Origin of the sequence: Streptomyces sp. NPDC094147, assembly GCF_044764265.1 — a bacterium.
Taxonomy (GTDB): domain Bacteria; phylum Actinomycetota; class Actinomycetes; order Streptomycetales; family Streptomycetaceae; genus Streptomyces.
On record NZ_JBIWHT010000001.1, the window covers coordinates 773,735 to 792,896 of the forward strand.

Sequence of the window (19,162 nt, forward strand, 5' to 3'; positions counted from 1 at the left end):
CCTCTCGCCCGCGGACCGTGGCCGGGGGCTCTGCCCCCGGACCCCCACGAGGGGCTGATTTTTGCCGGCCAGAGCTGATTTCTCGCTGGCCAGTGTCAGGCCGGGCTCCGGAAGCCGATGGTCGGGACCGCTCGGCGCAGGGGCCAGGTTCGGGCGGCGCCGGGCAGGAGGTCGGTCAGGAAGGCGTAGCGGCGCAGGGCCGAGGGGTTCTGGGGCTCGTACGTGCGGATCCGCTCCCACCACCCCGCGATCTCCGCCCACCCCGGCGCCGACAGCGAGCCGCCGAACTCCTGGACGGACAGCGCCGCCGTGAGCCCCGCGAAGGCGAGCCGGTCCGCGAGCGGCCAGCCGGCCAGGGTGCCGGTGACGAACCCCGCGACGAACACGTCACCCGCCCCGGTCGGATCCAGCGCCTCGACGGCGATCGCGGGCACGTCCGCGGTCTCACCGGTCGAGCCGTCCACGGCGTACGCGCCCTCGGGCCCCAGCGTGACCACCGCGAGCGGCACCTTGTCGGCCAGGGCGCGGGCCGCCGCGCGCGGGCAGTCGGTACGGGTGTAGCGCATCGCCTCGGCCGCGTTCGGCAGGAACGCCTCGCAGTGTTCGAGCTCCGCGAGCGCCGCCAGGTCCCAGCGCCCGGTTTCGTCCCAGCCCACGTCCGCGAAGACCCGCGAACCGGCCCGCGCGGCATCCTCGATCCATCCCTCGCCGCGCCCCGGTACGAGGGAGGCGACGGCGGCCCTCGCGCGGGGCGGGCAGGTGGGCGCGGAGAGCTCGGGAGGGGCCTCGTGGCCGTGCGAGACCATCGTGCGTTCGCCCTCGTACGCCATGGAGACGGTGACCGGCGAGTGCCAGCCGGGCACGGTGCGCGACAGCGACAGGTCGATGCCCTCGCCCTGTTCGAGCGCGTCCCAGCAGTATTCGCCGTAGTGGTCGTCGCCGAAGGCCGCGGCCAGTGAGGTGCGCAGGCCGAGGCGGGCGAGCGCGGTGGCCATGTTGGCGATGCCGCCGGGGCTCGAACCCATGCCGCGCGCCCAGGACTCGGTGCCGCGCACCGGGGCCGAGTCGAGCCCGGTGAAGATGATGTCGAGGAAGACCGTGCCGGTGAGGAACACGTCGCAGGGCGGGTCGCGCGGGTCGCGCAGCCCGTCGAGCGGGTCGAGCCGGGAGGACCGCCGCCGCTCGGCGGGCGTGTCGGAGCCCTCCAGGTGCTGGCGTTCGTCCGCGGAACCGGCCGGGGAGTACGTGTGGTGCGAGTGGCGGGGCGGCTGCTCTCTGCGGGGTGGTGTCGTCACGGCGGGCTCTCCGTTCGCGTACAGATCTGGCAAGTCTGCCCGATGTACGCGAGCGGCGGCCCATCAGCCGCCCGGTGCCCGGCCCCTACCAGCGCGGCAGTACCGGAGTCGTCCAGTCCGTATGGCCCGGCGCCCTGCGCATCGCCGCCGCGTCGTCGCGGTCCCGCAGCGTGCCGTCGTCGTCCAGCCAGCGCCGGTGCAGTCGGGCGAGGGCCTCGCGGTCGAGGTCCACGCCGAGGCCGGGGGCGTCGGAGACGGGCAGACGGCCGTCGTGGAAGGTGTGCCGCGTGGTGATCACGTCCTCGGTCTGCCAGGGGTAGTGGCTGTCGCAGGCGTGGTCGAGGTTGGGGACGGTCGCCGCGACGTGGGTCATCGCGGCGAGGCTGATCCCCAGGTGGGTGTTGGAGTGCATGGCCAGGCCCACCCCGAACACCCGGCAGATCGCGGCGAGTTCACGGGTGTTGCGCAGCCCGCCCCAGTAGTGGTGGTCGGACAGGACCACCTGGACGGCGTCGGTCAGGAACGCCTCCCTGATCTCGGGGAAGGTCGTCACGCACATGTTGGTGGCGAGCGGGACCGCCGTGCCCCGGGACACCTCGGCCATCGCGGGCGTGCCCGGCGCCGGATCCTCCAGGTATTCGAGTACGTCCGCGAGTTCGGCGGCGACCTCCAGGGAGGTCGCCGGCGTCCACCCGCCGTTGGGGTCGAGCCGGAGCGGGTGCCCGGGGAAGGCCTCGGCCAGCGCGCGGATCGCGGCGACCTCCTGCTCGGGCGGGAAGACGCCGCCCTTGAGCTTGAAGGAGCGGAAGCCGTGGTCGCGTACGAAGCGGCGGGCCTGCTCGACGATCCCGGCCGGGTCGAGGGCAGCGCCCCAGCCGTCCTTCTCCCCGGCGCCGCCCGGATGTTCGGCCCAGCGGTAGAAGAGGTAGGCGCTGTACTCCACGCTGTCGCGCACCTTGCCGCCGAGCAGCGTGTGGACGGGCACGCCCTGGATCCTGCCGAGCGCGTCCAGGCAGGCCACCTCGAAGGCGGAGACGACGGACAGGCGCAGTTTGTCGACGGTCTGGACACCGCGCAGTCCGCCCACGGCGACCGACTCGTCCACCCGGGAGTCTTCGACCCCGATCATGTTCACCAGTGTGAACAGCCCGTTGAGGTCGGCGATGTCGTGCCCGATCAGTGCATCGGCGTACGGGCGGGCCAGTTCGAGGTATTGGGTGTCGCCGTACGTCTCGCCGACGCCGGTCACCCCGTCGGCCGTGACGACCTCGACCACCAGGCGGGGCGTGTAGGGCTGGTGCACGCCCTGGACATTGAGGAGCGGGGGGTCGGCGATGAGGACGGGGGTGAGCCGCACCTCGGCGATTCGGCGCGCTTCACCCCCTCGCACGCTCTCCGCACCGACCTGCTCCACGCCACGCACGCCATGTCCACCCATAAGAATGGAGACTAGGTATGTGAACATACGGCGTCAAGGGTGAGGCGGCCTCGCCGGGTCGCCCCAACTCCCCTCCCCCCGCATGAAATTCGCGCGTTTACCCGACCCGAATCCACCCCAAACGAAACGTGACCCAGATCACGCCATCCCGGCTTTTCGCGCGCTCCGGACGCTTGATACAAATTGGGCCGCGTTCCCGCACAACACCGGGCGCATCCCCCCTCTTTGGCCTCCCTGCCCCACGGGCACTGTTCCTTGGAACGCCCATGTCCGCACGCCCTCGTGCCGCCTGGCCCCTGGTCGCCGTCTTCACCGCCGGTTACCTCGCCGCGTACCTCCTTCCCACCGTCGTCGGCCGCCTCTCGGCGGGCCTCGGGCTCTCCTCCGCGCAGTCCGGACTGGTCGGCTCCACCCTGCTGTTGAGCTCGGCGACGGCCGGCTTCACGCTGGCCTCGCGGGTCGAGCGGCACGGCCCGCGCCGCCTCGCCAGGCTCGGCCTGCTCCTCGCGATCACCGGGTACGGCGCCGCCGCGCTGACCACCCTGGTCCCGCTCGTCGTGGCGGGCGCGGTGGTCGGCGGCCTCGGCTCCGGCACGGCGACGGCGGTGGCCGCGGCCGGCATCGCCGCCCAGCGCGACCCGCACCGCGCCTCCACGCTGGGCCTGCTCTCGGTCTCGGCGACCGCGGGCACCCTCTATCTGACGATCCCTCACCTCGGCGGCGGCCATGCGACCCCGCTCGCCGCGATCGCCGTGGTGGCGGCGCTGGTGTGGCCCGCGACGGGCCGGCTCTCGGACACGTACAGCGCGAGCCGTCCGGTGGAGACCTCCGGCATCCGCCTGCCGCGCCGCCGCTCCGGCACGGTGCTCGCCGCGACGATGCTCTGCTGGTCGCTCGCGCAGAACGCGCTGTGGGGGGTGAGCGGGCGGATCGGGCTCACCCAGGCCGGGCTGACCGAGGTCACCGTCGGCATGGTCTTCGCGGTGGCGCTGGGGGCGGGGCTGCTCGGCGTGCTCGGCGCGGGTGCGCTCGGCGCGCGGCTCGGGCGGGCGGTGCCGATCGGGGCGGGTACGGCGGTCATCGCGTGCTGCGTCGTGGCGAGTTCGTCGGCGCACGGGCTCGCGTCCTTCGCGACCGGCGAGATCCTTTGGAACGTCTTCTACCCGGTCGTCCTGTCCTACCTGATCGGCCTGTCCGCCTCGCTCGACCCGCGCGGGCGCTGGGCGGTGCTCGCCGGTTCGGCCTCCTCGCTCGGGGTGGCCTGCGGGCCGCTCACGGGGAGCCTGCTGTCGGAGTACGCGGGGTACCGGGGCATGGGGCTCGTCCTGTGCGGCCTGCTGCTCCTGATCGCGGCGCCGATGACCGCGGTCGCGCTGCACACGTCCGGGCGGCCTCTGGTGCCGGGGTCCATCCGGCGGCGGGGCGGTGCGCCGGCGGCGGTGGTCGCGGGGACGGTGGGGGCGGCGGGCGCGCTGCTCCCCCAGATCGGCGTCCCCGAGCAGGAGGTCGCGGAAATCCCGATCCGCTCCCGAGCGAGGCGGCGCCGCAAGGTCCTGGCATCCTGACTTCCCCCACCCCGCCCCTTCCCGAAACCCTCCGGGGTGGGGGCGGGAAGGAAGCTTCCTCCGGGGGCTGCGCCCCCGAACCCCCCTTCGGGGCTCCGCCCCGGACCCCGGTCCTCAATCGCCGGACGGGCTGGATTTTCGCCCCTGCCGGGTGAAAGCTGCCGGAGGGCTGGGACAGCCCCACAGGGGGTCCGGGGGGGGGTGGAACCCCCGAGGGCTGCGGGGGCTCCACCCCGCAAGAGACCCGGGAGCGCCGGCCCCCGCAGGGGGCGCAGGAGCGCAGGGGCGCAGCCCCGTAAAGGGGGTTCGGGGGCGTAGCCCCGCAAAGGGGGTCCGAGGGCGCAGCAGCCCCGCAAGGGGTGCAGGGGCGCAACCCCGCAAGGGATGCACGGGCGCAACCCCGCAAGGGATGCACGGGCGCAACCCCGCAAGGGATGCACGGGCGCAGCCCCGCAAGAGGGGTCCGGGAGCGTCAACCCTGCAAGGGGTGCAGGGGCGCAGCCCCGCAAAGGGGGTCCGGGAGCGCAGCCTCCGGGAGGGGTGCAAAGGCGCAGCCCCGCAAGAGGGGTCCGGGAGCGCACCCCCGCAGGGGGCGCAGGGGCGCAGCCCCGCAGGGGGCGCAGGGGCGTAGCCCCCGGGAGAAAGCCTCTTCCCACCCCGCCCCCGGAGGGTTTCGGGGAGGGGCGGGGTGGGGGGGGATTACTCCGCGTCGAAGTCGTGCGCCTCGACCTCTGCCAAGTACCGCGCGCGCAGTTCCTCGTCGTCGTCCAGGAAGGACGCCACGAAGGAGTTGCGCGCCAGCTCCCTCAGGCGCTCCCGGTCGAGCCCCAGCGCCTCGCGCACCGCGTGGAACGTGTCGTCCACATAGCCCCCGAAGTACGCGGGGTCGTCGGAGTTGACCGTGCACAGCAGGCCCGCCGCCATCATCGCGGGCAGCGGGTGCTCCTCCAGGGTGTCGATGGTCCGGAGGCGGACGTTGGACAGCGGGCACAGCGTGAGCGGGATCCGCTCGCGGACCAGCCGGGCGACCAGCGCCGGGTCCTCCAGCGCGCGCAGCCCGTGGTCGACGCGCTCGACGCCGAGGATGTCGAGCGCCTCGGTGATGTACGCGGGCGGCCCCTCCTCCCCCGCGTGCGCGACCCGGCGCAGCCCGAGCGCGGCGGCCGCCTCGTACACCTCGCGGAACTTGGCCGGCGGATGGCCGACCTCGGCCGAGTCGAGCCCCACGGCCGTGATGCGGTCCAGGTACGGCCGCGCCGCCTCCAGCGTGAGCAGCGCCGACTCCGCCGGCTGGTCCCGCAGGAAGCAGAGGATGAGCCGGGTGGAGATGCCGTGGCGTTCCTCGCTGACCGACAGGGCCCGCCACAGGCCCTCCACCACCGTGCCGATCGGGATGCCGCGAGCGGTGTGCGCCTGCGGGTCGAAGAAGATCTCGGCGTGCCGCACGCCCTGCGCGGCGGCCCGGGTCAGATACGCGTCGGCGAGCGCCGCGAAGTCGTCCTCTGTCCGCAGCACCGTCATCAGCGAGTAGTACAGGTTGAGGAAGGACTGGAGGTCCGCGAAGAGGTACGCCTTGCGCAGCGTCTCGGTGTCGGCGTACGGCAGCTCGATTCCGTTGCGCGCGGCGAGCTCGAAGGCCAGCTCGGGTTCGAGGGTGCCCTCGATGTGGAGGTGGAGTTCGGCCTTGGGGAGGGGAAGGGGCATGGGGGGTCTTTCCAGGGGTGGGGCTAGGAGATGCGTTTGGGGAGTGGGACCCGTACCAGGTCGGCGGCGATGGTCAGTTCGCCCTCGAACCCCGCGGCCCGTGCCTGCCGCTCGAATTCCTCCGGGTCGGAGTACCGCTGCGAGAAGTGGGTGAGGACGAGATGGCGTACGCCTGCGTCCCGGGCCGCCGATGCCGCCTGACCTGCCGTCAAGTGACCGTGGTCAGCGGCCAGTTGGGCGTCCCCGTCCAGGAAGGTCGACTCGATGACCAGCATGTCGCAGCCGTCCGCGAGCGCGTGCACGCCCGCGCACAGCCGGGTGTCCATCACGAACGCGAACCGCTGCCCGCGCCGGACCTCGCTCACCTCGTCGAGGGTGACGCCGTTCAGCTCGCCCTCGCGCTGGAGGCGCCCCACGTCGGGGCCCTTGATGCCGCGCTCGGCGAGCAGCGCGGGCAGTATCCGCCGCCCGTCGGGCTCGATGATCTTGTAGCCGTACGACTCGACGGGGTGCGAGAGCCGATGGGCCTCCAGGACGTACGCGCCCGTGTCGGCCAGCACCGCGCCCTGCCCCGCGACCGGCTGCTGCACGAGCGCCACCGACTCGCGGTAGGCGGTGGCGTACCGCAGCCGCTCGAAGAAGTGCTCGCCGCTGAGCGGGTAGTGCGCGGTGACCGGGTGTGGGACCCGGTCGAGGTTGATCCGCTGGATCACCCCGGCCAGGCCCAGCGAGTGGTCGCCGTGGAAGTGCGTGACACAGATCCGGTTGATGTCGTGGGCGGCGACCCCGGCCCGCAGCATCTGCCGCTGAGTGCCCTCGCCGGGGTCGAAGAGGATGCCCTCGCCGTCCCAGCGCAGCAGATAGCCGTTGTGGTTGCGGTGCCGGGTGGGAACCTGGCTGGCGGTGCCGAGCACCACCAATTCACGTACGGACACGGTTGGTTGCCTGTTCGCCCTGCTATCCGGGCGGCCACTGGAGGCCGCGTCCGCCCAGCACGTGCGCATGGGCGTGGAACACGGTCTGCCCGGCGCCGCTGCCGGTGTTGAAGACGATCCGGTAGCCGCTCTGGTCGACCTTCTCCTCGCGGGCGACCTCCCCGGCCTCGCGCACCACGTCGGCCAGGATCGCCGGTTCGGCGGCGGCGAGCGAGGCGGCGTCCGGGTGGTGAACCTTGGGGATGACCAGGACGTGGCTCGGCGCCTGGGGGTTTATGTCGCGGAAGGCGACGGTCGTCGCGGTCTCCCGGACGACGGTCGCCGGGACATCGCCCGAGACGATCTTGCAGAACAGGCAGTCGGCCTGCGGCTCTCCGGCCACGGTCCGGTCCTCCTTGGTCGCGTTGATCAGGTAACCGCATGCTACTCAACGCGTTCTAGCGGAGGCGCGGAGCGCTGCCACCGGGGTGGAGCGTGGCTTGGCGTGTATCGCTGCTTGCCCGAGGGGTGCTGCTTGTCGTGGATCGCTGGGTGCCCGAGGGGTGCGCTACGTACGTGGATCGCCACTTGCCCGAGGGGCGCTGCTCGTCGCGGACCGCTGCTTGCCCGAAGGGCGCGCTACGTACGTGGATCGCCACTTGCCCGAAGGGCGCGCTACTTGCCGTGGAAGGACTCCGTCACCGTGACGGTCACCGTGACCGTGGGGTTGCCGCGCGGGCCGGGTGACGCGGGGCCGGCGGTCGGGGCGGGGGCGTCGCAGTTGCCCAGGACACTGCTGCGGAAGACGGTCCTGCCGGCGACCTTGGCGGTCAGGTCGCCTTTCACGCAACGGCCTTGGAGCTCCTGCGTGACCTTTCCGTCGACGGTGATCTTCTTGCCGTCCTTGGTCTCGCCCTGGCAGCTCACGTCGGCGACCTGCTTCGTGGTGCTGCCCGCCGAAGGGGTCGGGCCGGCGCCCCCGTTGAGGTTCGCGTTGCAGGTCAGCCACTTCACGTCGACGTGGTCGTGGCCCAGCGCGGTGGTCGCGGTCTGCTGCGTGGTGATCGCCACGGCGGCGGAGTTGAGCCCGCCGACGGGGTCGCAGGCGACGGCCCCGCCGATCGCCAGCGCGGCCGCGGTCGCGGCGAGCAGGGTGCGGTGTGCGGTGCGGCGGTACGACCTCTTGGCCCCCATGAGCGCCAGGGTGCCACCGTCGCACCCGGGTGCGGTAGACCCCTTGTGGCCATCCCGGCCCCTTCCGGCTGCCGCCCGGTGGGCACGGGGCTCCGCCCCGGACCCCGCTCCTCAAGCTCCCCCAAGGCCTTAAGGGCCAGGGAGGGACCCCCACGAGGGGCTGACTTTTGCCCGCCAGGGCCCTGTTCGCCACGCAGGCCGTTTCGCCCGCCCAGGGCGTCACATGCGGGGGGGGGTTACGACCAGCGGCCCGTGCGGCCCATCAGGAGGGCCGCTGCCACCGTGCCCGCTGTCGAGGTGCGCAGGACGCTGCGGCCCAGGCGGTACGGCTTGGCTCCGGCCTGGGCGAAGGTGGCCAGTTCGTCCGGGGAGACGCCGCCCTCGGGGCCCACCACCAGGACGATCTCGCCGTGCTCGGGCAGTGCGGCCGTGGCCAGCGCGTCGGAGGCGCAATCGCGGTCCTCGTGCAGGACCACCGCCAGGTCGGCCCCGGCGAGCAGCGCCGCCACCTGCTTGGTGGTCATCGCCTCGGACACCTCGGGGAACCGCACCCGGCGCGACTGCTTGCCCGCCTCGCGGGCCGTACTGCGCCATTTGGCAAGGGACTTGAGGCCGCGCTCACCCTTCCACTGGGTGATGCAGCGCGCGGCCTGCCACGGCACGATCGCGTCGACGCCCGTCTCGGTCATCGTCTCGACGGCGACCTCGCCCCGGTCGCCCTTGGGCAGCGCCTGGACCACGGTGATCCGTACCGCGGGCTCGTCCTCGGTCGCGCACCCGCCGGTGATCCGTACCACCAGGCGGTCCTTGCCCTCGGCGGCGACGACCACGGCGTCCGCCCAGGTCCCGCGGCCGTCGGTCAGGGTGACCTCCTCATCCGCGCGCAGCCGCTTGACGGAGACGGCGTGCCGCCCCTCCGCCCCGTCCAGGACGAACTCGCCGCCGCCCGGCACCTTGTCGACGACGAAGACCGGGGCGGTCATGACGCACTCCTCATGTTCCTCAGATTCTGCAGTGTCGCGGTCAACTCGGCGCCCGCGGCGTCGAGTTCGTCGGCCAGCACCTCGACGAGGCGGCCGGCCGGAAGGTCCCGGGCGAGCCGGTGGCCCTGCCCGGCCCAGAGCGCCATCCCCTGGGCGTCACCGGCCCCGGCCGCCGCCTTGCGCAGGTCCGCGGTGAGCTGGTGCACCTGGGGATAGGCGGCGGGGGCGTACGGTCCGTGCTCCCGCATGAACCGGTTCACCAGTCCGCGCGCGGGTCGCCCGGAGAACGCCCTCGTCAACTCCGTACGGACGAAAAGGGGGTTGGTCAGCGCCTGCTTGTGCAGCACGTTCGCGCCGGACTCCGGGCAGACCAGGAACGCCGTGCCGAGCTGCGCCGCGTCCGCGCCGGCCGCGAGCACCGCCGCGATCTGCGCGCCGCGCATCAGGCCGCCCGCCGCGACGATCGGCAGCCGGACCGTCTCCTTGACGAGCGCGATCAGCGTGAGCAGTCCGATACCGGCCCCGCCGGTCTGCGGATCGTCCCGGTAGGTGCCCTGGTGGCCGCCCGCCTCGACGCCCTGCACACACACCGCGTCCGCCCCGGCCCGCTGCGCGGTCTGCGCTTCCTGGGGGGTGGTCACGGTGACGATCGTGTACGTGCCGACCTTCGCGAAGGCGTCGAGCACCGCGCGCTCGGGGCAGCCGAAGGTGAACGAAACCACCGGTACCGGGTCTTCGCGCAGGATCGCCAGCTTGGCCTCGTAGTTGTCGTCGCCCCCGGCGTCGGCGTCGCCCAGCGGTGTCTCGTACCAGGAGGCCTCGCCCGCGAGCTGGTGCCGGTAGACCTCGATGGCGGCGGGGTCGGTGTGCGGGTCCTGGGGCATGAACAGGTTGACTCCGAAGGGCTGGTTCGTCAGCCCGCGCATCTGCTTGATCTCCTGGTACATGCCGTCGGCGGTCTTGTACCCGGCGGCGAGGAATCCGAGCCCGCCGGCCTCGGAGACGGCTGCGGCCAGTGCCGGACCGGAGGCGCCGCCCGCCATGGGCGCCTGCACGATCGGATACCGGCAGAGATCGGTCAAAGCCATGTCCGCATCGTGCCATGTGGTTGCTCTCGCGCCGAATCGCCTCTTCCGCCCGGGGTGGTGGGGCCGACCACCCTGCTCGGGGGCTCCGCCCCCGAACCCCCGCTCCGCAAACTCCCCCAAGGCCTTAAGGGCCAGGGAGGGACCCCCACGAGGGGCTGACTTTTGCCGCCCGGCATCGCGAGGAGGGGCCGGCTTTCCCGGTACTGCCCGGGAAAGCCGGCCCCTCCTCGTTTCTTTCGGCTCAGCGGCCGTTGAACGCGTCCTTCAGGCGGGAGAACAGGCCCTGCTGGCCCGGCTGGAACTGGCCCGTGGGGCGTTCCTCGCCGCGGAGTTTGGCCAGTTGGCGCAGGAGCTCCTCCTGCTGGGGGTCCAGCTTGCTCGGGGTCAGGACCTCGACGTGCACGATGAGGTCGCCCCGGCCGCCGCCGCGCAGATGCGTGATGCCCCGGCCGTGCAGCGGGATGGACTGGCCGGACTGGGTGCCCGGACGGATGTCCACCTCCTCCATGCCGTCGAGCGTCTGGAGCGGCACCTTCGTGCCGAGCGACGCCGCCGTCATCGGGATGGTGACCGTGCAGTGCAGGTCGTCGCCGCGGCGCTGGAACACGTCGTGCGGGAGTTCGTGGATCTCCACGTACAGGTCGCCGGCGGGGCCGCCGCCGGGGCCGACCTCGCCCTCGCCCGCGAGCTGGATCCGGGTGCCGTTGTCGACACCGGCCGGGATCTTCACGGTGAGCGTGCGGCGCGAGCGGATGCGGCCGTCGCCCGCGCACTCCGGGCACGGGGTGGGGACCACGGTGCCGAAGCCCTGGCACTGGGGGCAGGGGCGCGAGGTCATGACCTGGCCCAGGAAGGACCGGGTGACCTGGGACACCTCGCCGCGGCCGCGGCACATGTCACAGGTCTGCGCGGAGGTGCCGGGAGCGGCGCCCTCGCCCGAGCAGGTCGTGCACACCACGGCGGTGTCGACCTGGATCTCCTTGGTGGTGCCGAAGGCCGCCTCGTTGAGGTCGATCTCCAGGCGGATCATGGCGTCCTGGCCGCGGCGGGTCCGCGAGCGAGGGCCGCGCTGCGAGGCCGTGCCGAAGAAGGCGTCCATGATGTCCGAGAAGTTGCCGAAGCCACCGGCTCCGAAGCCCCCGGCACCGCCGCCGCCCGACGACGACAGCGGGTCGCCGCCGAGGTCGTACACCTGCTTCTTCTGCGGGTCGGAGAGCACCTCGTAAGCGGCGTTGATCTCCTTGAACCGCTCCTGGGTCTTGGGGTCGGGGTTCACATCGGGGTGAAGTTCCCTCGCCAGCCTCCGGAAGGCCTTCTTGATCTCGTCCTGAGATGCGTCGCGGCGCACGCCGAGTACGGCGTAGTAGTCCGTGGCCACTTACGACTCCGCCAGGATCTGTCCGACGTAACGTGCCACTGCGCGTACCGCTCCCATCGTTCCGGGGTAATCCATGCGGGTCGGTCCGACCACGCCGAGTTTGGCGACCGCCTCGCCGCCGGAACCGTAGCCGACCGATACGACGGACGTGGAGTTCAGTCCCTCGTGGGCGTTGTTCTCGTGCCCGATGCGTACGGTCATGCCCGATTCCTTGGCCTCGCCGAGCAGCTTGAGGAGCACGACCTGCTCCTCCAGCGCCTCCAGCACCGGCCTGATGGTCAGCGGGAAGTCGTGTCCGAAGCGGGTGAGATTGGCGGTGCCGCCGATCATCAGCCGCTCCTCGGTCTCTTCGACCAGGGTTTCGAGGAGGGTGGCGAGGACCGTCGAAACGGTTCCTCGGTCCTCCGGTTCAAAGGACTCCGACAAGTCCTGCACGAGCTGCGGCACGTCCGCGAAGCGGCGCCCCACCACCCGTGCGTTGAGCCGGGCCCGCAGGTCCGCGAGCGAGGCGTCGCCGAACGGCGCCGGGCAGTCGACCATGCGCTGCTCGACCCGCCCGGTGTCGGTGATCAGCACCAGCATCAGCCGGGCCGGGGCGAGCGAGAGGAGCTCCACGTGCCGCACCGTCGAGCGGGTCAGCGACGGGTACTGCACGACGGCCACCTGCCGGGTCAGCTGCGCGAGCAGCCGCACCGTACGGGCGACGACGTCGTCCAGGTCGACGGCGCTGTCCAGGAAGTTCTGGATCGCGCGGCGCTCGGGCGACGACAGGGGCTTGACACCGGCGAGCCGGTCGACGAAGAGCCGGTAGCCCTTGTCGGTCGGGATCCGGCCGGCGCTGGTGTGGGGCTGGGCGATGAAGCCCTCCTCCTCCAGTACCGCCATGTCGTTGCGCACGGTCGCCGGCGAGACGCCCAGGGCGTGCCGCTCGGTCAGGGCCTTGGACCCCACCGGCTCCTCGGTGCCGACATAGTCCTGGACGATGGCGCGCAGCACTTCGAGCCTGCGTTCACTGAGCATCGCGCACACCTCCAGTTGCCATCCGTTTGGCACTCGCTGTGTTCGAGTGCCAGCAATCCCCCCGGTCAGTGTACGGCCGACCGGTACGCCCCTAGCAAGGGCGGCCGACCACGCTACCGTGCGACGTCACCGGGGGATTGCGGATAGCGTCGCGTCATGGACGTCAATTGGGAAGAGTTCGGCTGGGAGCGCCTGGGTGACGGGGTGGGCCGCAGGCGCCTGCCCGGCTGGGACGCCACGGCCGGGCTGGTCTCCGGGGAGCACGGACTCCTCCTGTACGACACCGGCTCGACCCTCCAGGAGGGCGCCGAGCTGCGGGCGCAGGCCGAGGCCCTGTTCGGCCGCCGGGTGACCCATATCGCACTCAGCCACCCGCACTTCGACCACGTCCTCGGCACGGCGGCCTTCGCCGCCGCCGAGGTGTTCGGGGCGGTCGGGATCGAGCGCGCCCTGGACCGCGACGAGCTGCGCGCCGACGCGGCGCGCCAGGGCGTGCCGGACGACGCCGCCGCCGAGGCCGCCGACCTGCTGGTCAGACCGCATCACATGGTGTGCGGCGAGTGGACCCTTGACCTGGGCGGCCGCCAGGTCCTGCTCGCCAACGTGGGCCCCGGCCACTCCGGTCACGACCTGGCGCTCCTGGTCCCGGCGAGCGGCGGATCGCCCGAGATCGTCTTCTGCGGCGACCTGGTCGAGGAGTCGGGCGAGCCCCAGGCGGGCCGGGACGCGGTGGTCTCGCGCTGGCCGGCCGCCCTGGACCGGCTGCTGTCGCTGGGCGGCGAGGACGCGGTGTACGTACCCGGGCACGGCGCGGTGGTGGACGCGGCCTTCGTCCGCGCCCAGCGGGACCAACTCGCGGCCAGGTTCGGCTCGTAGGGGCGGGCGGGCCGCCGTATTCTCTGTCGAATGCGCAGCTACAGCCCTGACCTGACGCCCCCTTGGAAGAAGAAGCAGACCCCCGCGCCGGAGGTCCCCGCGGAGGCCGATCTGGTCGTCGAGGAGATCTCCACGGGGTTCTGCGGAGCCGTGATCCGCTGTGAGAAGACGGCCGAGGGTCCGACGGTCACGCTGGAGGACCGCTTCGGCAAGCACCGCGTCTTCCCGCTCGCGCCGCGCGGCTTCCTGCTGGAGGGCAAGGTGGTCACGCTGGTACGCCCCTCCGCCGCCCCCGTGCGCCCCGCCCGCACCGCCTCCGGATCGCTGGCCGTACCGGGCGCGCGGGCCCGGGTCGCGCGGGCGGGCCGGATCTACGTCGAGGGCCGCCACGACGCGGAGCTGGTGGAGAAGGTGTGGGGCGACGACCTGCGCATCGAGGGCGTGGTGGTCGAGTACCTGGAGGGCATCGACGACCTCCCGGCGATCGTCGCCGAATTCTCCCCCGGCCCGGACGCCCGCCTCGGCGTCCTGGTGGACCACCTGGTCCCGGGCTCGAAGGAGTCCCGCATCGCGGCGTCGGTGACGGATGCGGACGTACTGATCGTCGGCCACCCGTACATCGACGTGTGGGAGGCGGTGAAGCCGTCCTCGGTGGGCATCGCGGCATGGCCGAGGGTGCCCCGGGGCGAGGACTGGAAGACGGGCGTGTGCCGGGCGCTGGGGTGGCCGGACAACACGGGGGCGGCGTGGCAGCACATCCTGTCGAAGGTCCACAGCTACAAGGACCTGGACCCGTCCCTGCTGGGCTCGGTGGAGCACCTGATCGACTTCGTTACGGTGCCCTAGCCTTTCCCCACCCCGCCCCTTCCCGAGACCCTCCGGGGGTGTGGTTCGGGTGCGGTCCGGTGGCCGCTGGGGCTCCGCCCCAGACCCCGCTCCTCAAGCGCCGGAGAGGCTGGGAATTGCAGCGGACCTCAGCCAAAAAGGCATCCTGGTCAGTCCACCAGGTCCCGGACCACCGCGTCCGCCAGGAGTCGGCCCCGCAGGGTCAGAACGGCCCGGCCGGCGTCGAAGGCGTCGGGGTCGAGGAGCCCCTCGCCCACCGCGCGGCCCGCCGCGGCGAGGCCCGCCGGGCGGAGCAGGGTGAGCTCGCAGCCCTCGCGGAGGCGGAGTTCGAGGAGGATGCGCTCCACCCTGCGGTCCTCCTCCGGCAGGATCTCGCGCCCGGCACCGGGCGACCGCCCCGCCGCCAGCGCAGCCGCGTAGGCGCCGGGGTGCTTCACGTTCCACCAGCGCACCCCGCCCACGTGGCTGTGCGCGCCGGGACCCGCGCCCCACCAGTCGGCGCCGCGCCAGTACAGCTCGTTGTGCAGGCAGCGGCCGGCCTCGGTGGTGGCCCAGTTCGACACCTCGTACCAGGAGAACCCGGCCGAGCCGAGGACTTCGTCGGCGATCAGGTACCGGTCCGCGTGCTCGTCGTCGTCCGTCATCGGTACCTCGCCGCGCCGGATCCGCCGGGCGAGCTGGGTGCCCTCCTCGACGATCAGGGCGTACGCGCTGATGTGGTCGGGCCCGGCGCCGACGGCCGCGGCGAGCGAGGCCCGCCAGTCCTCGTCGCTCTCGCCCGGGGTGCCGTAGATCAGGTCCAGGTTGACGTGTTCGAAGCCCGCCGCGCGCGCCTCGGCGACGCACGCCTCGGGGCGTCCGGGCGTGTGCGTACGGTCGAGGACCTTCAGGACGTGCTGCCGGGCGCTCTGCATGCCGAAGGAGACCCGGTTGAAACCGCCGGCCCGCAGCTGGTCCAGATACTCCGGGTCCACCGAATCGGGGTTGGCCTCGGTGGTCACCTCGGCGTCGTCGGCGAGGCCGAATTCGTCCCGTACGGCGGCCAGCATCCGCACCAGGTCGCCCGCGGCGAGCAGCGTCGGCGTGCCGCCCCCGACGAACACGGTCCGCACCGGGCGCGGGTCGTCGGCGAGCACCTTCCTGGCGAGGCGGATCTCCTCGACGATCATGTCGGCGTAGTTGTCCCGGGAGGCGAGGACGCCGCCCTTGCCCACCAGCTCGCTCGCCGTGTACGTGTTGAAGTCGCAGTAGCCGCAGCGCGTCGCGCAGTACGGCACGTGCAGGTAGAACCCGAGCGGCCGCTCCCCGGCGCCCTCCAGGGCGTGGCGGGGCAGCGACCCGTCCTCGGGCATGGGCTCACCATCGGGCAGTACGGAAGGCATGCCCCCATTGTCCGGCACGGCGGGCGCGGCCACGGTCACGTCGCCCTCAGGACGAGCAGCGCGAGATCGTCCGCGGGCGGGGCCTCGGCGAACGCGTACACCGCCTGCTTGATCCGGGCGGCCACCCCGGACGCGGTCAGGCCCGCGCAGTCGGCCAGGACCGCGGCGAGCCCGTCGCCGTCGTCGAGCAGCCGCGGTCCCGAGCGCCGCTCGGTGATCCCGTCGGTCACACACAGGAGGGTGTCGCCGGGGGTCATCCGGAAGGTTTCGCTCTCGTACCGCGCGCCCTCGACCACCCCGAGCAGCATCTGCGGGGCGGCGGCCGACCGCACCGAGCCGTCGGGGCGCAGCAGCAGCGGCAGCGGATGCCCGGCGCTGACCAGCGTGCACCGCACTCCCCGGCCCTCGGCGTCCGGCACGAGCTCCCCGTACAACAGGGACAGGAACCGGGTCTGCGGCTCGGCCGGTGCGGCGGACTCGACCGCCGCCGGGCGGACCGCGGCCTCGGCTGCCTCGGTGGCGTCGGTCGCATCGGTCGCGTCGGTCGCGTCGGTCGCGTCGTCCATGAGTAGCTGGTTGAGACGGTCCAGTACCTCGTGCACGGCGTATCCCTCGCGGGCGAGCAGTCGCAGCCAGGGCCGGGCGAGCCCGGTCAGCACCGCGGCCTCGGGGCCGCTGCCCTGGACGTCGCCGAGCGCGAAGCACCAGCGGCCGCCGGCGCCGGGGAACACGTCGTAGAAGTCGCCGCCCGCCACGCCCTCGTTGCTCGGCTGGTAGACGAGGGCGCTGTCGACGCCGGGGATCTCGGCGACGCGGCTCGGCAACAGGCCGCGTTGGAGCACCCGGCTGATGGTGGCCTGCCGGGTGTACTGGCGGGCCGCGCCGATCGCGAGGCCCACTCGGCGCGCGAAGTCCTCCATCAGGCCGGTGACTTCGTCGGGCATGCGCATCAGGCCGGCCCGGCCGAGCAGCAGGACGCCCACTGGGCGCCCGCCCGCGACCAGGCGGTACGCCAGGGCCGCGCCGTCGTGGGGCTGCCCGGCCATGCGCGGCCAGGGCACCGGCACGGGGCCGGTACCGACCGAAGCGGGCAGCCGGGGCGGCTCCTTCCCGACGGTCGCCCGCAGCACTTCGAGCGCGGACTCCCTGGCGTGCCAGACGCGGGCCAGCCGGGGCGCGGCGCCGGGGCCGCGCCACGCGTCGAGCCAGATGGCGCACCAGTCGGCGAGCCTGGGCACCAGGAGCTGACCGGCGAGCGCCGCGATCATGTCCTCGTCGAACTGCCCGGCAAGGAGGTCGGAGGCCTCGGCGAGGAAGGAGAGGGCGCCGCGGTCGACCCAGTCGGGGTCGTGCTGCCGCGGGCCGCGGTGGGGGTTCGGGGCGAGTATCTCGGCCGCGCGCAGGCCGCGTTGGAGGAGGTCTCCGCAGGGGGCCCGGCTCGGTCCGGGCTGCTCGTCGCCGTGCACCGCGAGGCGGGCCCAGACGGTTTTGCGCCCGGTGCGGTAGGTGATGCCCCAGCATTCGGCCAGTGCCGCTACGACATGCAGACCACGCCCGTACTCGTACTCGGCCCGCTCGTCCGGCGCGCAGCGCGGCTCACTGCGTACGGTGCGGGAGAGATGGTGGTCGGACACCTCGATGACGAGGGCGGCGGGTCCCGGCCCGGCACCAGGCTCCAGACGGCAGAGCAGTTCGACGGCCGTGCCCGCGTGCACGACCGCGTTGGTGACCAGCTCGTTGACGAGAACCGCCGCGTCGTCCGCGAACTGGCCGGAGAATTCGGGGACTTCGCCCGGCGTCGGCGGCCCGAGCCCGGCCCAGTCGGCGAGCGCGGCCCGCACGAACCGGCGGGCGGCCCCGGGCGCCAGCGAGTTTCCGGGCAGCCGGGTTCGGGCGGCCGCATGGGCCCTGGGTGCCGCCGGGAGGCCCGGGGCGGCGTCGGCGGTCCTGGCCACGGCGCCCGGGGAAGGGCCGTGCGAGGACGGTGGAATCAGGCTGTTCACGCTCTCCCACTGCGTTGGAAGGGGTCCCACGGTGCGGCTCCTGACCGGTTCTTGCGATGCGCCGCTCACGACTCCGACAGAGTGACAGACTGAGCGTGGCCATAAGCGCCGAGTCATCGAAGTGGGCAGCGATGAACGCAGACAGTGCTATGCCTCCCGGGGAGGGAGGCTGGGTCCGGGCCTCGGAGCTTCGGCCCCTGCTTGCCGCCATGAAGGCGTTGCGTGACGGAGACTTCCGGGTCCGGCTCCAGGAGGTCCATGAGGGCATACCGGCCGACCTGGCCGCGGTCTTCAACCAAGTGGTGGTGCGCAACCAGCACTTCAGCGACGAGCTGACCCGGGTGCGCCGCGAGGTGATCCGGCACGGGCGGCTCGACGACCGGCTCGCGGCCAGCCCCGGGCAGGGCACCTGGACCGCCAGCATCGCGAATGCGAACTCCCTGCTGGACGCCCTGGTGGTGCCGGCGGCGAACGCGACCCGGGTGCTCGACGCGGTGGCGGGCGGCGATCTGACCCAGCGGGTCGATCTGCACGACGGCAACCGCCAGTTGCGCGGCGATCTGCGCCGGCTGGGCGGTGCGGTCAACAAGATGGTCGACCAGCTCTCGCTGTTCACCGGCGAGGTGACCCGGGTGGCCCGCGAGGTCGGCACCGAGGGACGGCTCGGCGGGCGCGCCAAGGTGCAGGGCCTCAGCGGCAGTTGGCGCGATGTCACCGAGGCCGTGAACACGATGGCCGCGCGGCTCACCGCACAGGTCCGCGACATCGCGGCGGTGACCACGGCGGTGGCCCGCGGCGACCTGACCCGTACGGTCACGGTCGAGGCCACCGGCGAGCTGCTGGAACTGAAGCTGACCGTGAACACCATGGTGGACCAGCTGTCCGCCTTCGCCGACGAGGTCACCAGGGTGGCCCGCGAAGTCGGCACCGAGGGCCAGCTCGGCGGCCGGGCCCAGGTGCGGGGCGTGTCCGGGGTCTGGAAGAACCTCACCGACAACGTCAACTTCATGGCGTCCAACCTGACTTCACAGGTACGCAACATCGCCCAGGTCACCACCGCCGTCGCCAACGGCGACCTGTCCCAGAAGATCACCGTCGACGCGCAGGGCGAGATCCTGGAGCTCAAATCCACCATCAACACCATGGTCGACCAGCTCTCCGCCTTCGCCGACGAAGTCACCAGGGTGGCCCGCGAAGTCGGCACCGAGGGAAACCTCGGCGGCCGCGCCGAGGTCCGGGGCGTCTCCGGCGTCTGGAAGGACCTCACCGAGAACGTCAACTTCATGGCGGACAACCTGACTTCACAGGTGCGCAACATCGCGCTCGTGTCGACCGCCGTCGCGCAGGGAGACCTCGGCAAGAAGATCACCGTCGAGGCGAAGGGCGAGATCCTGGAGCTCAAATCCACCATCAACACCATGGTCGACCAGCTCTCCGCCTTCGCCGACGAAGTCACCAGGGTGGCCCGCGAAGTCG

At 72.7% G+C, this 19,162-nt stretch carries 16 protein-coding genes; 4 read left to right on the forward strand and 12 right to left on the reverse strand.

Annotated features, from left to right (window positions below; all coding sequences use genetic code 11):
* Positions 1–95: 95 nt before the first annotated feature.
* The gene (locus tag ACIQ8J_RS03570; RefSeq protein WP_403265219.1) at positions 96–1,208 is read right to left on the reverse strand and encodes a carbohydrate kinase family protein; all 1,113 of its coding nucleotides are present in this window, start codon (positions 1,206–1,208) and stop codon (positions 96–98) included.
* A 172-nt stretch (positions 1,209–1,380) separates the two neighbouring features.
* Positions 1,381–2,661: a glucarate dehydratase family protein gene (locus ACIQ8J_RS03575; protein WP_403265222.1), complete on the reverse strand. Its 1,281-nt coding sequence runs from the start codon at positions 2,659–2,661 to the stop codon at positions 1,381–1,383.
* Between the two features lie 338 nt (positions 2,662–2,999).
* Here ACIQ8J_RS03575 and ACIQ8J_RS03580 point away from each other — a divergent pair, with 338 nt between their 5' ends.
* The gene (locus tag ACIQ8J_RS03580) at positions 3,000–4,298 is read left to right on the forward strand and encodes an MFS transporter (RefSeq protein WP_403264325.1); all 1,299 of its coding nucleotides are present in this window, start codon (positions 3,000–3,002) and stop codon (positions 4,296–4,298) included.
* A gap of 699 nt (positions 4,299–4,997) precedes the next feature.
* Here the strand turns inward: ACIQ8J_RS03580 and ACIQ8J_RS03585 are convergent.
* From ACIQ8J_RS03585 to hrcA, 8 genes are all read right to left on the reverse strand, one after another.
* The gene (locus ACIQ8J_RS03585; protein WP_403264327.1) at positions 4,998–6,002 is read right to left on the reverse strand and encodes an adenosine deaminase; all 1,005 of its coding nucleotides are present in this window, start codon (positions 6,000–6,002) and stop codon (positions 4,998–5,000) included.
* Positions 6,003–6,025: 23 nt separating this feature from the next.
* Positions 6,026–6,937 carry a ribonuclease Z gene (locus tag ACIQ8J_RS03590; RefSeq protein ID WP_403264329.1) on the reverse strand — a complete coding sequence of 304 codons (912 nt, stop codon included), beginning with the start codon at positions 6,935–6,937 and terminating at the stop codon, positions 6,026–6,028.
* Between the two features lie 22 nt (positions 6,938–6,959).
* The gene (locus tag ACIQ8J_RS03595) at positions 6,960–7,319 is read right to left on the reverse strand and encodes a histidine triad nucleotide-binding protein (RefSeq protein ID WP_403264331.1); all 360 of its coding nucleotides are present in this window, start codon (positions 7,317–7,319) and stop codon (positions 6,960–6,962) included.
* Positions 7,320–7,591: 272 nt separating this feature from the next.
* The gene (locus tag ACIQ8J_RS03600; RefSeq protein ID WP_403264332.1) at positions 7,592–8,110 is read right to left on the reverse strand and encodes a hypothetical protein; all 519 of its coding nucleotides are present in this window, start codon (positions 8,108–8,110) and stop codon (positions 7,592–7,594) included.
* A 236-nt stretch (positions 8,111–8,346) separates the two neighbouring features.
* Positions 8,347–9,093 carry a 16S rRNA (uracil(1498)-N(3))-methyltransferase gene (locus tag ACIQ8J_RS03605; RefSeq protein ID WP_403264334.1) on the reverse strand — a complete coding sequence of 249 codons (747 nt, stop codon included), beginning with the start codon at positions 9,091–9,093 and terminating at the stop codon, positions 8,347–8,349.
* Positions 9,090–10,181 (reverse strand): nitronate monooxygenase, encoded by a 1,092-nt coding sequence (locus tag ACIQ8J_RS03610; protein ID WP_403264336.1) that lies wholly within the window; start codon positions 10,179–10,181, stop codon positions 9,090–9,092. Before ACIQ8J_RS03610 ends, ACIQ8J_RS03605 begins: the two co-directional genes overlap by 4 nt.
* A gap of 241 nt (positions 10,182–10,422) precedes the next feature.
* A complete protein-coding gene (dnaJ, locus tag ACIQ8J_RS03615) occupies positions 10,423–11,559 on the reverse strand; it encodes a molecular chaperone DnaJ (protein ID WP_403264338.1) in 1,137 nt (378 codons plus the stop codon).
* Positions 11,560–12,579: a heat-inducible transcriptional repressor HrcA gene (hrcA, locus tag ACIQ8J_RS03620; protein ID WP_403264340.1), complete on the reverse strand. Its 1,020-nt coding sequence runs from the start codon at positions 12,577–12,579 to the stop codon at positions 11,560–11,562.
* A gap of 156 nt (positions 12,580–12,735) precedes the next feature.
* Between hrcA and ACIQ8J_RS03625 the strand changes: the two genes are divergently transcribed.
* Complete coding sequence (locus tag ACIQ8J_RS03625) at positions 12,736–13,455, forward strand: MBL fold metallo-hydrolase (protein WP_403264341.1); 720 nt, start codon at positions 12,736–12,738, stop codon at positions 13,453–13,455.
* Between the two features lie 30 nt (positions 13,456–13,485).
* On the forward strand, positions 13,486–14,301 hold the full coding sequence (locus tag ACIQ8J_RS03630; RefSeq protein WP_403264343.1) for a DUF3097 domain-containing protein: 816 nt from the start codon (positions 13,486–13,488) through the stop codon (positions 14,299–14,301).
* A gap of 149 nt (positions 14,302–14,450) precedes the next feature.
* On the opposite strand, the gene hemW is transcribed toward ACIQ8J_RS03630, so the two are convergent.
* Both hemW and ACIQ8J_RS03640 read right to left on the reverse strand, forming a co-directional pair.
* Positions 14,451–15,683, reverse strand: coding sequence for a radical SAM family heme chaperone HemW (gene hemW, locus ACIQ8J_RS03635; RefSeq protein WP_403264345.1), 1,233 nt, complete (start codon positions 15,681–15,683; stop codon positions 14,451–14,453).
* 35 nt (positions 15,684–15,718) lie between these two features.
* A complete protein-coding gene (locus ACIQ8J_RS03640) occupies positions 15,719–17,638 on the reverse strand; it encodes a SpoIIE family protein phosphatase (protein WP_403607747.1) in 1,920 nt (639 codons plus the stop codon).
* 257 nt (positions 17,639–17,895) lie between these two features.
* On the opposite strand from ACIQ8J_RS03640, the gene ACIQ8J_RS03645 reads away from it, so the two are divergent.
* Positions 17,896–19,162 (forward strand): HAMP domain-containing protein (locus ACIQ8J_RS03645; RefSeq protein WP_403607731.1); only part of this gene is annotated, 1,267 nt, incomplete at its 3' end.

Excerpts from the sequence above, each read along its gene's own strand:
- ACIQ8J_RS03585 (WP_403264327.1), bottom strand. The coding sequence starts at position 6,002 with ATGCCCCTTCCCCTCCCCAAGGCCGAACTCCACCTCCACATCGAGGGC.
- ACIQ8J_RS03600 (WP_403264332.1), bottom strand. The coding sequence starts at position 8,110 with ATGGGGGCCAAGAGGTCGTACCGCCGCACCGCACACCGCACCCTGCTC.
- ACIQ8J_RS03605 (WP_403264334.1), bottom strand. The coding sequence starts at position 9,093 with ATGACCGCCCCGGTCTTCGTCGTCGACAAGGTGCCGGGCGGCGGCGAG.
- hemW (WP_403264345.1), bottom strand. The coding sequence starts at position 15,683 with ATGCCTTCCGTACTGCCCGATGGTGAGCCCATGCCCGAGGACGGGTCG.
- hrcA (WP_403264340.1), bottom strand. The coding sequence starts at position 12,579 with ATGCTCAGTGAACGCAGGCTCGAAGTGCTGCGCGCCATCGTCCAGGAC.
- ACIQ8J_RS03630 (WP_403264343.1), top strand. The coding sequence starts at position 13,486 with ATGCGCAGCTACAGCCCTGACCTGACGCCCCCTTGGAAGAAGAAGCAG.
- ACIQ8J_RS03610 (WP_403264336.1), bottom strand. The coding sequence starts at position 10,181 with ATGGCTTTGACCGATCTCTGCCGGTATCCGATCGTGCAGGCGCCCATG.
- ACIQ8J_RS03625 (WP_403264341.1), top strand. The coding sequence starts at position 12,736 with ATGGACGTCAATTGGGAAGAGTTCGGCTGGGAGCGCCTGGGTGACGGG.
- ACIQ8J_RS03580 (WP_403264325.1), top strand. The coding sequence starts at position 3,000 with ATGTCCGCACGCCCTCGTGCCGCCTGGCCCCTGGTCGCCGTCTTCACC.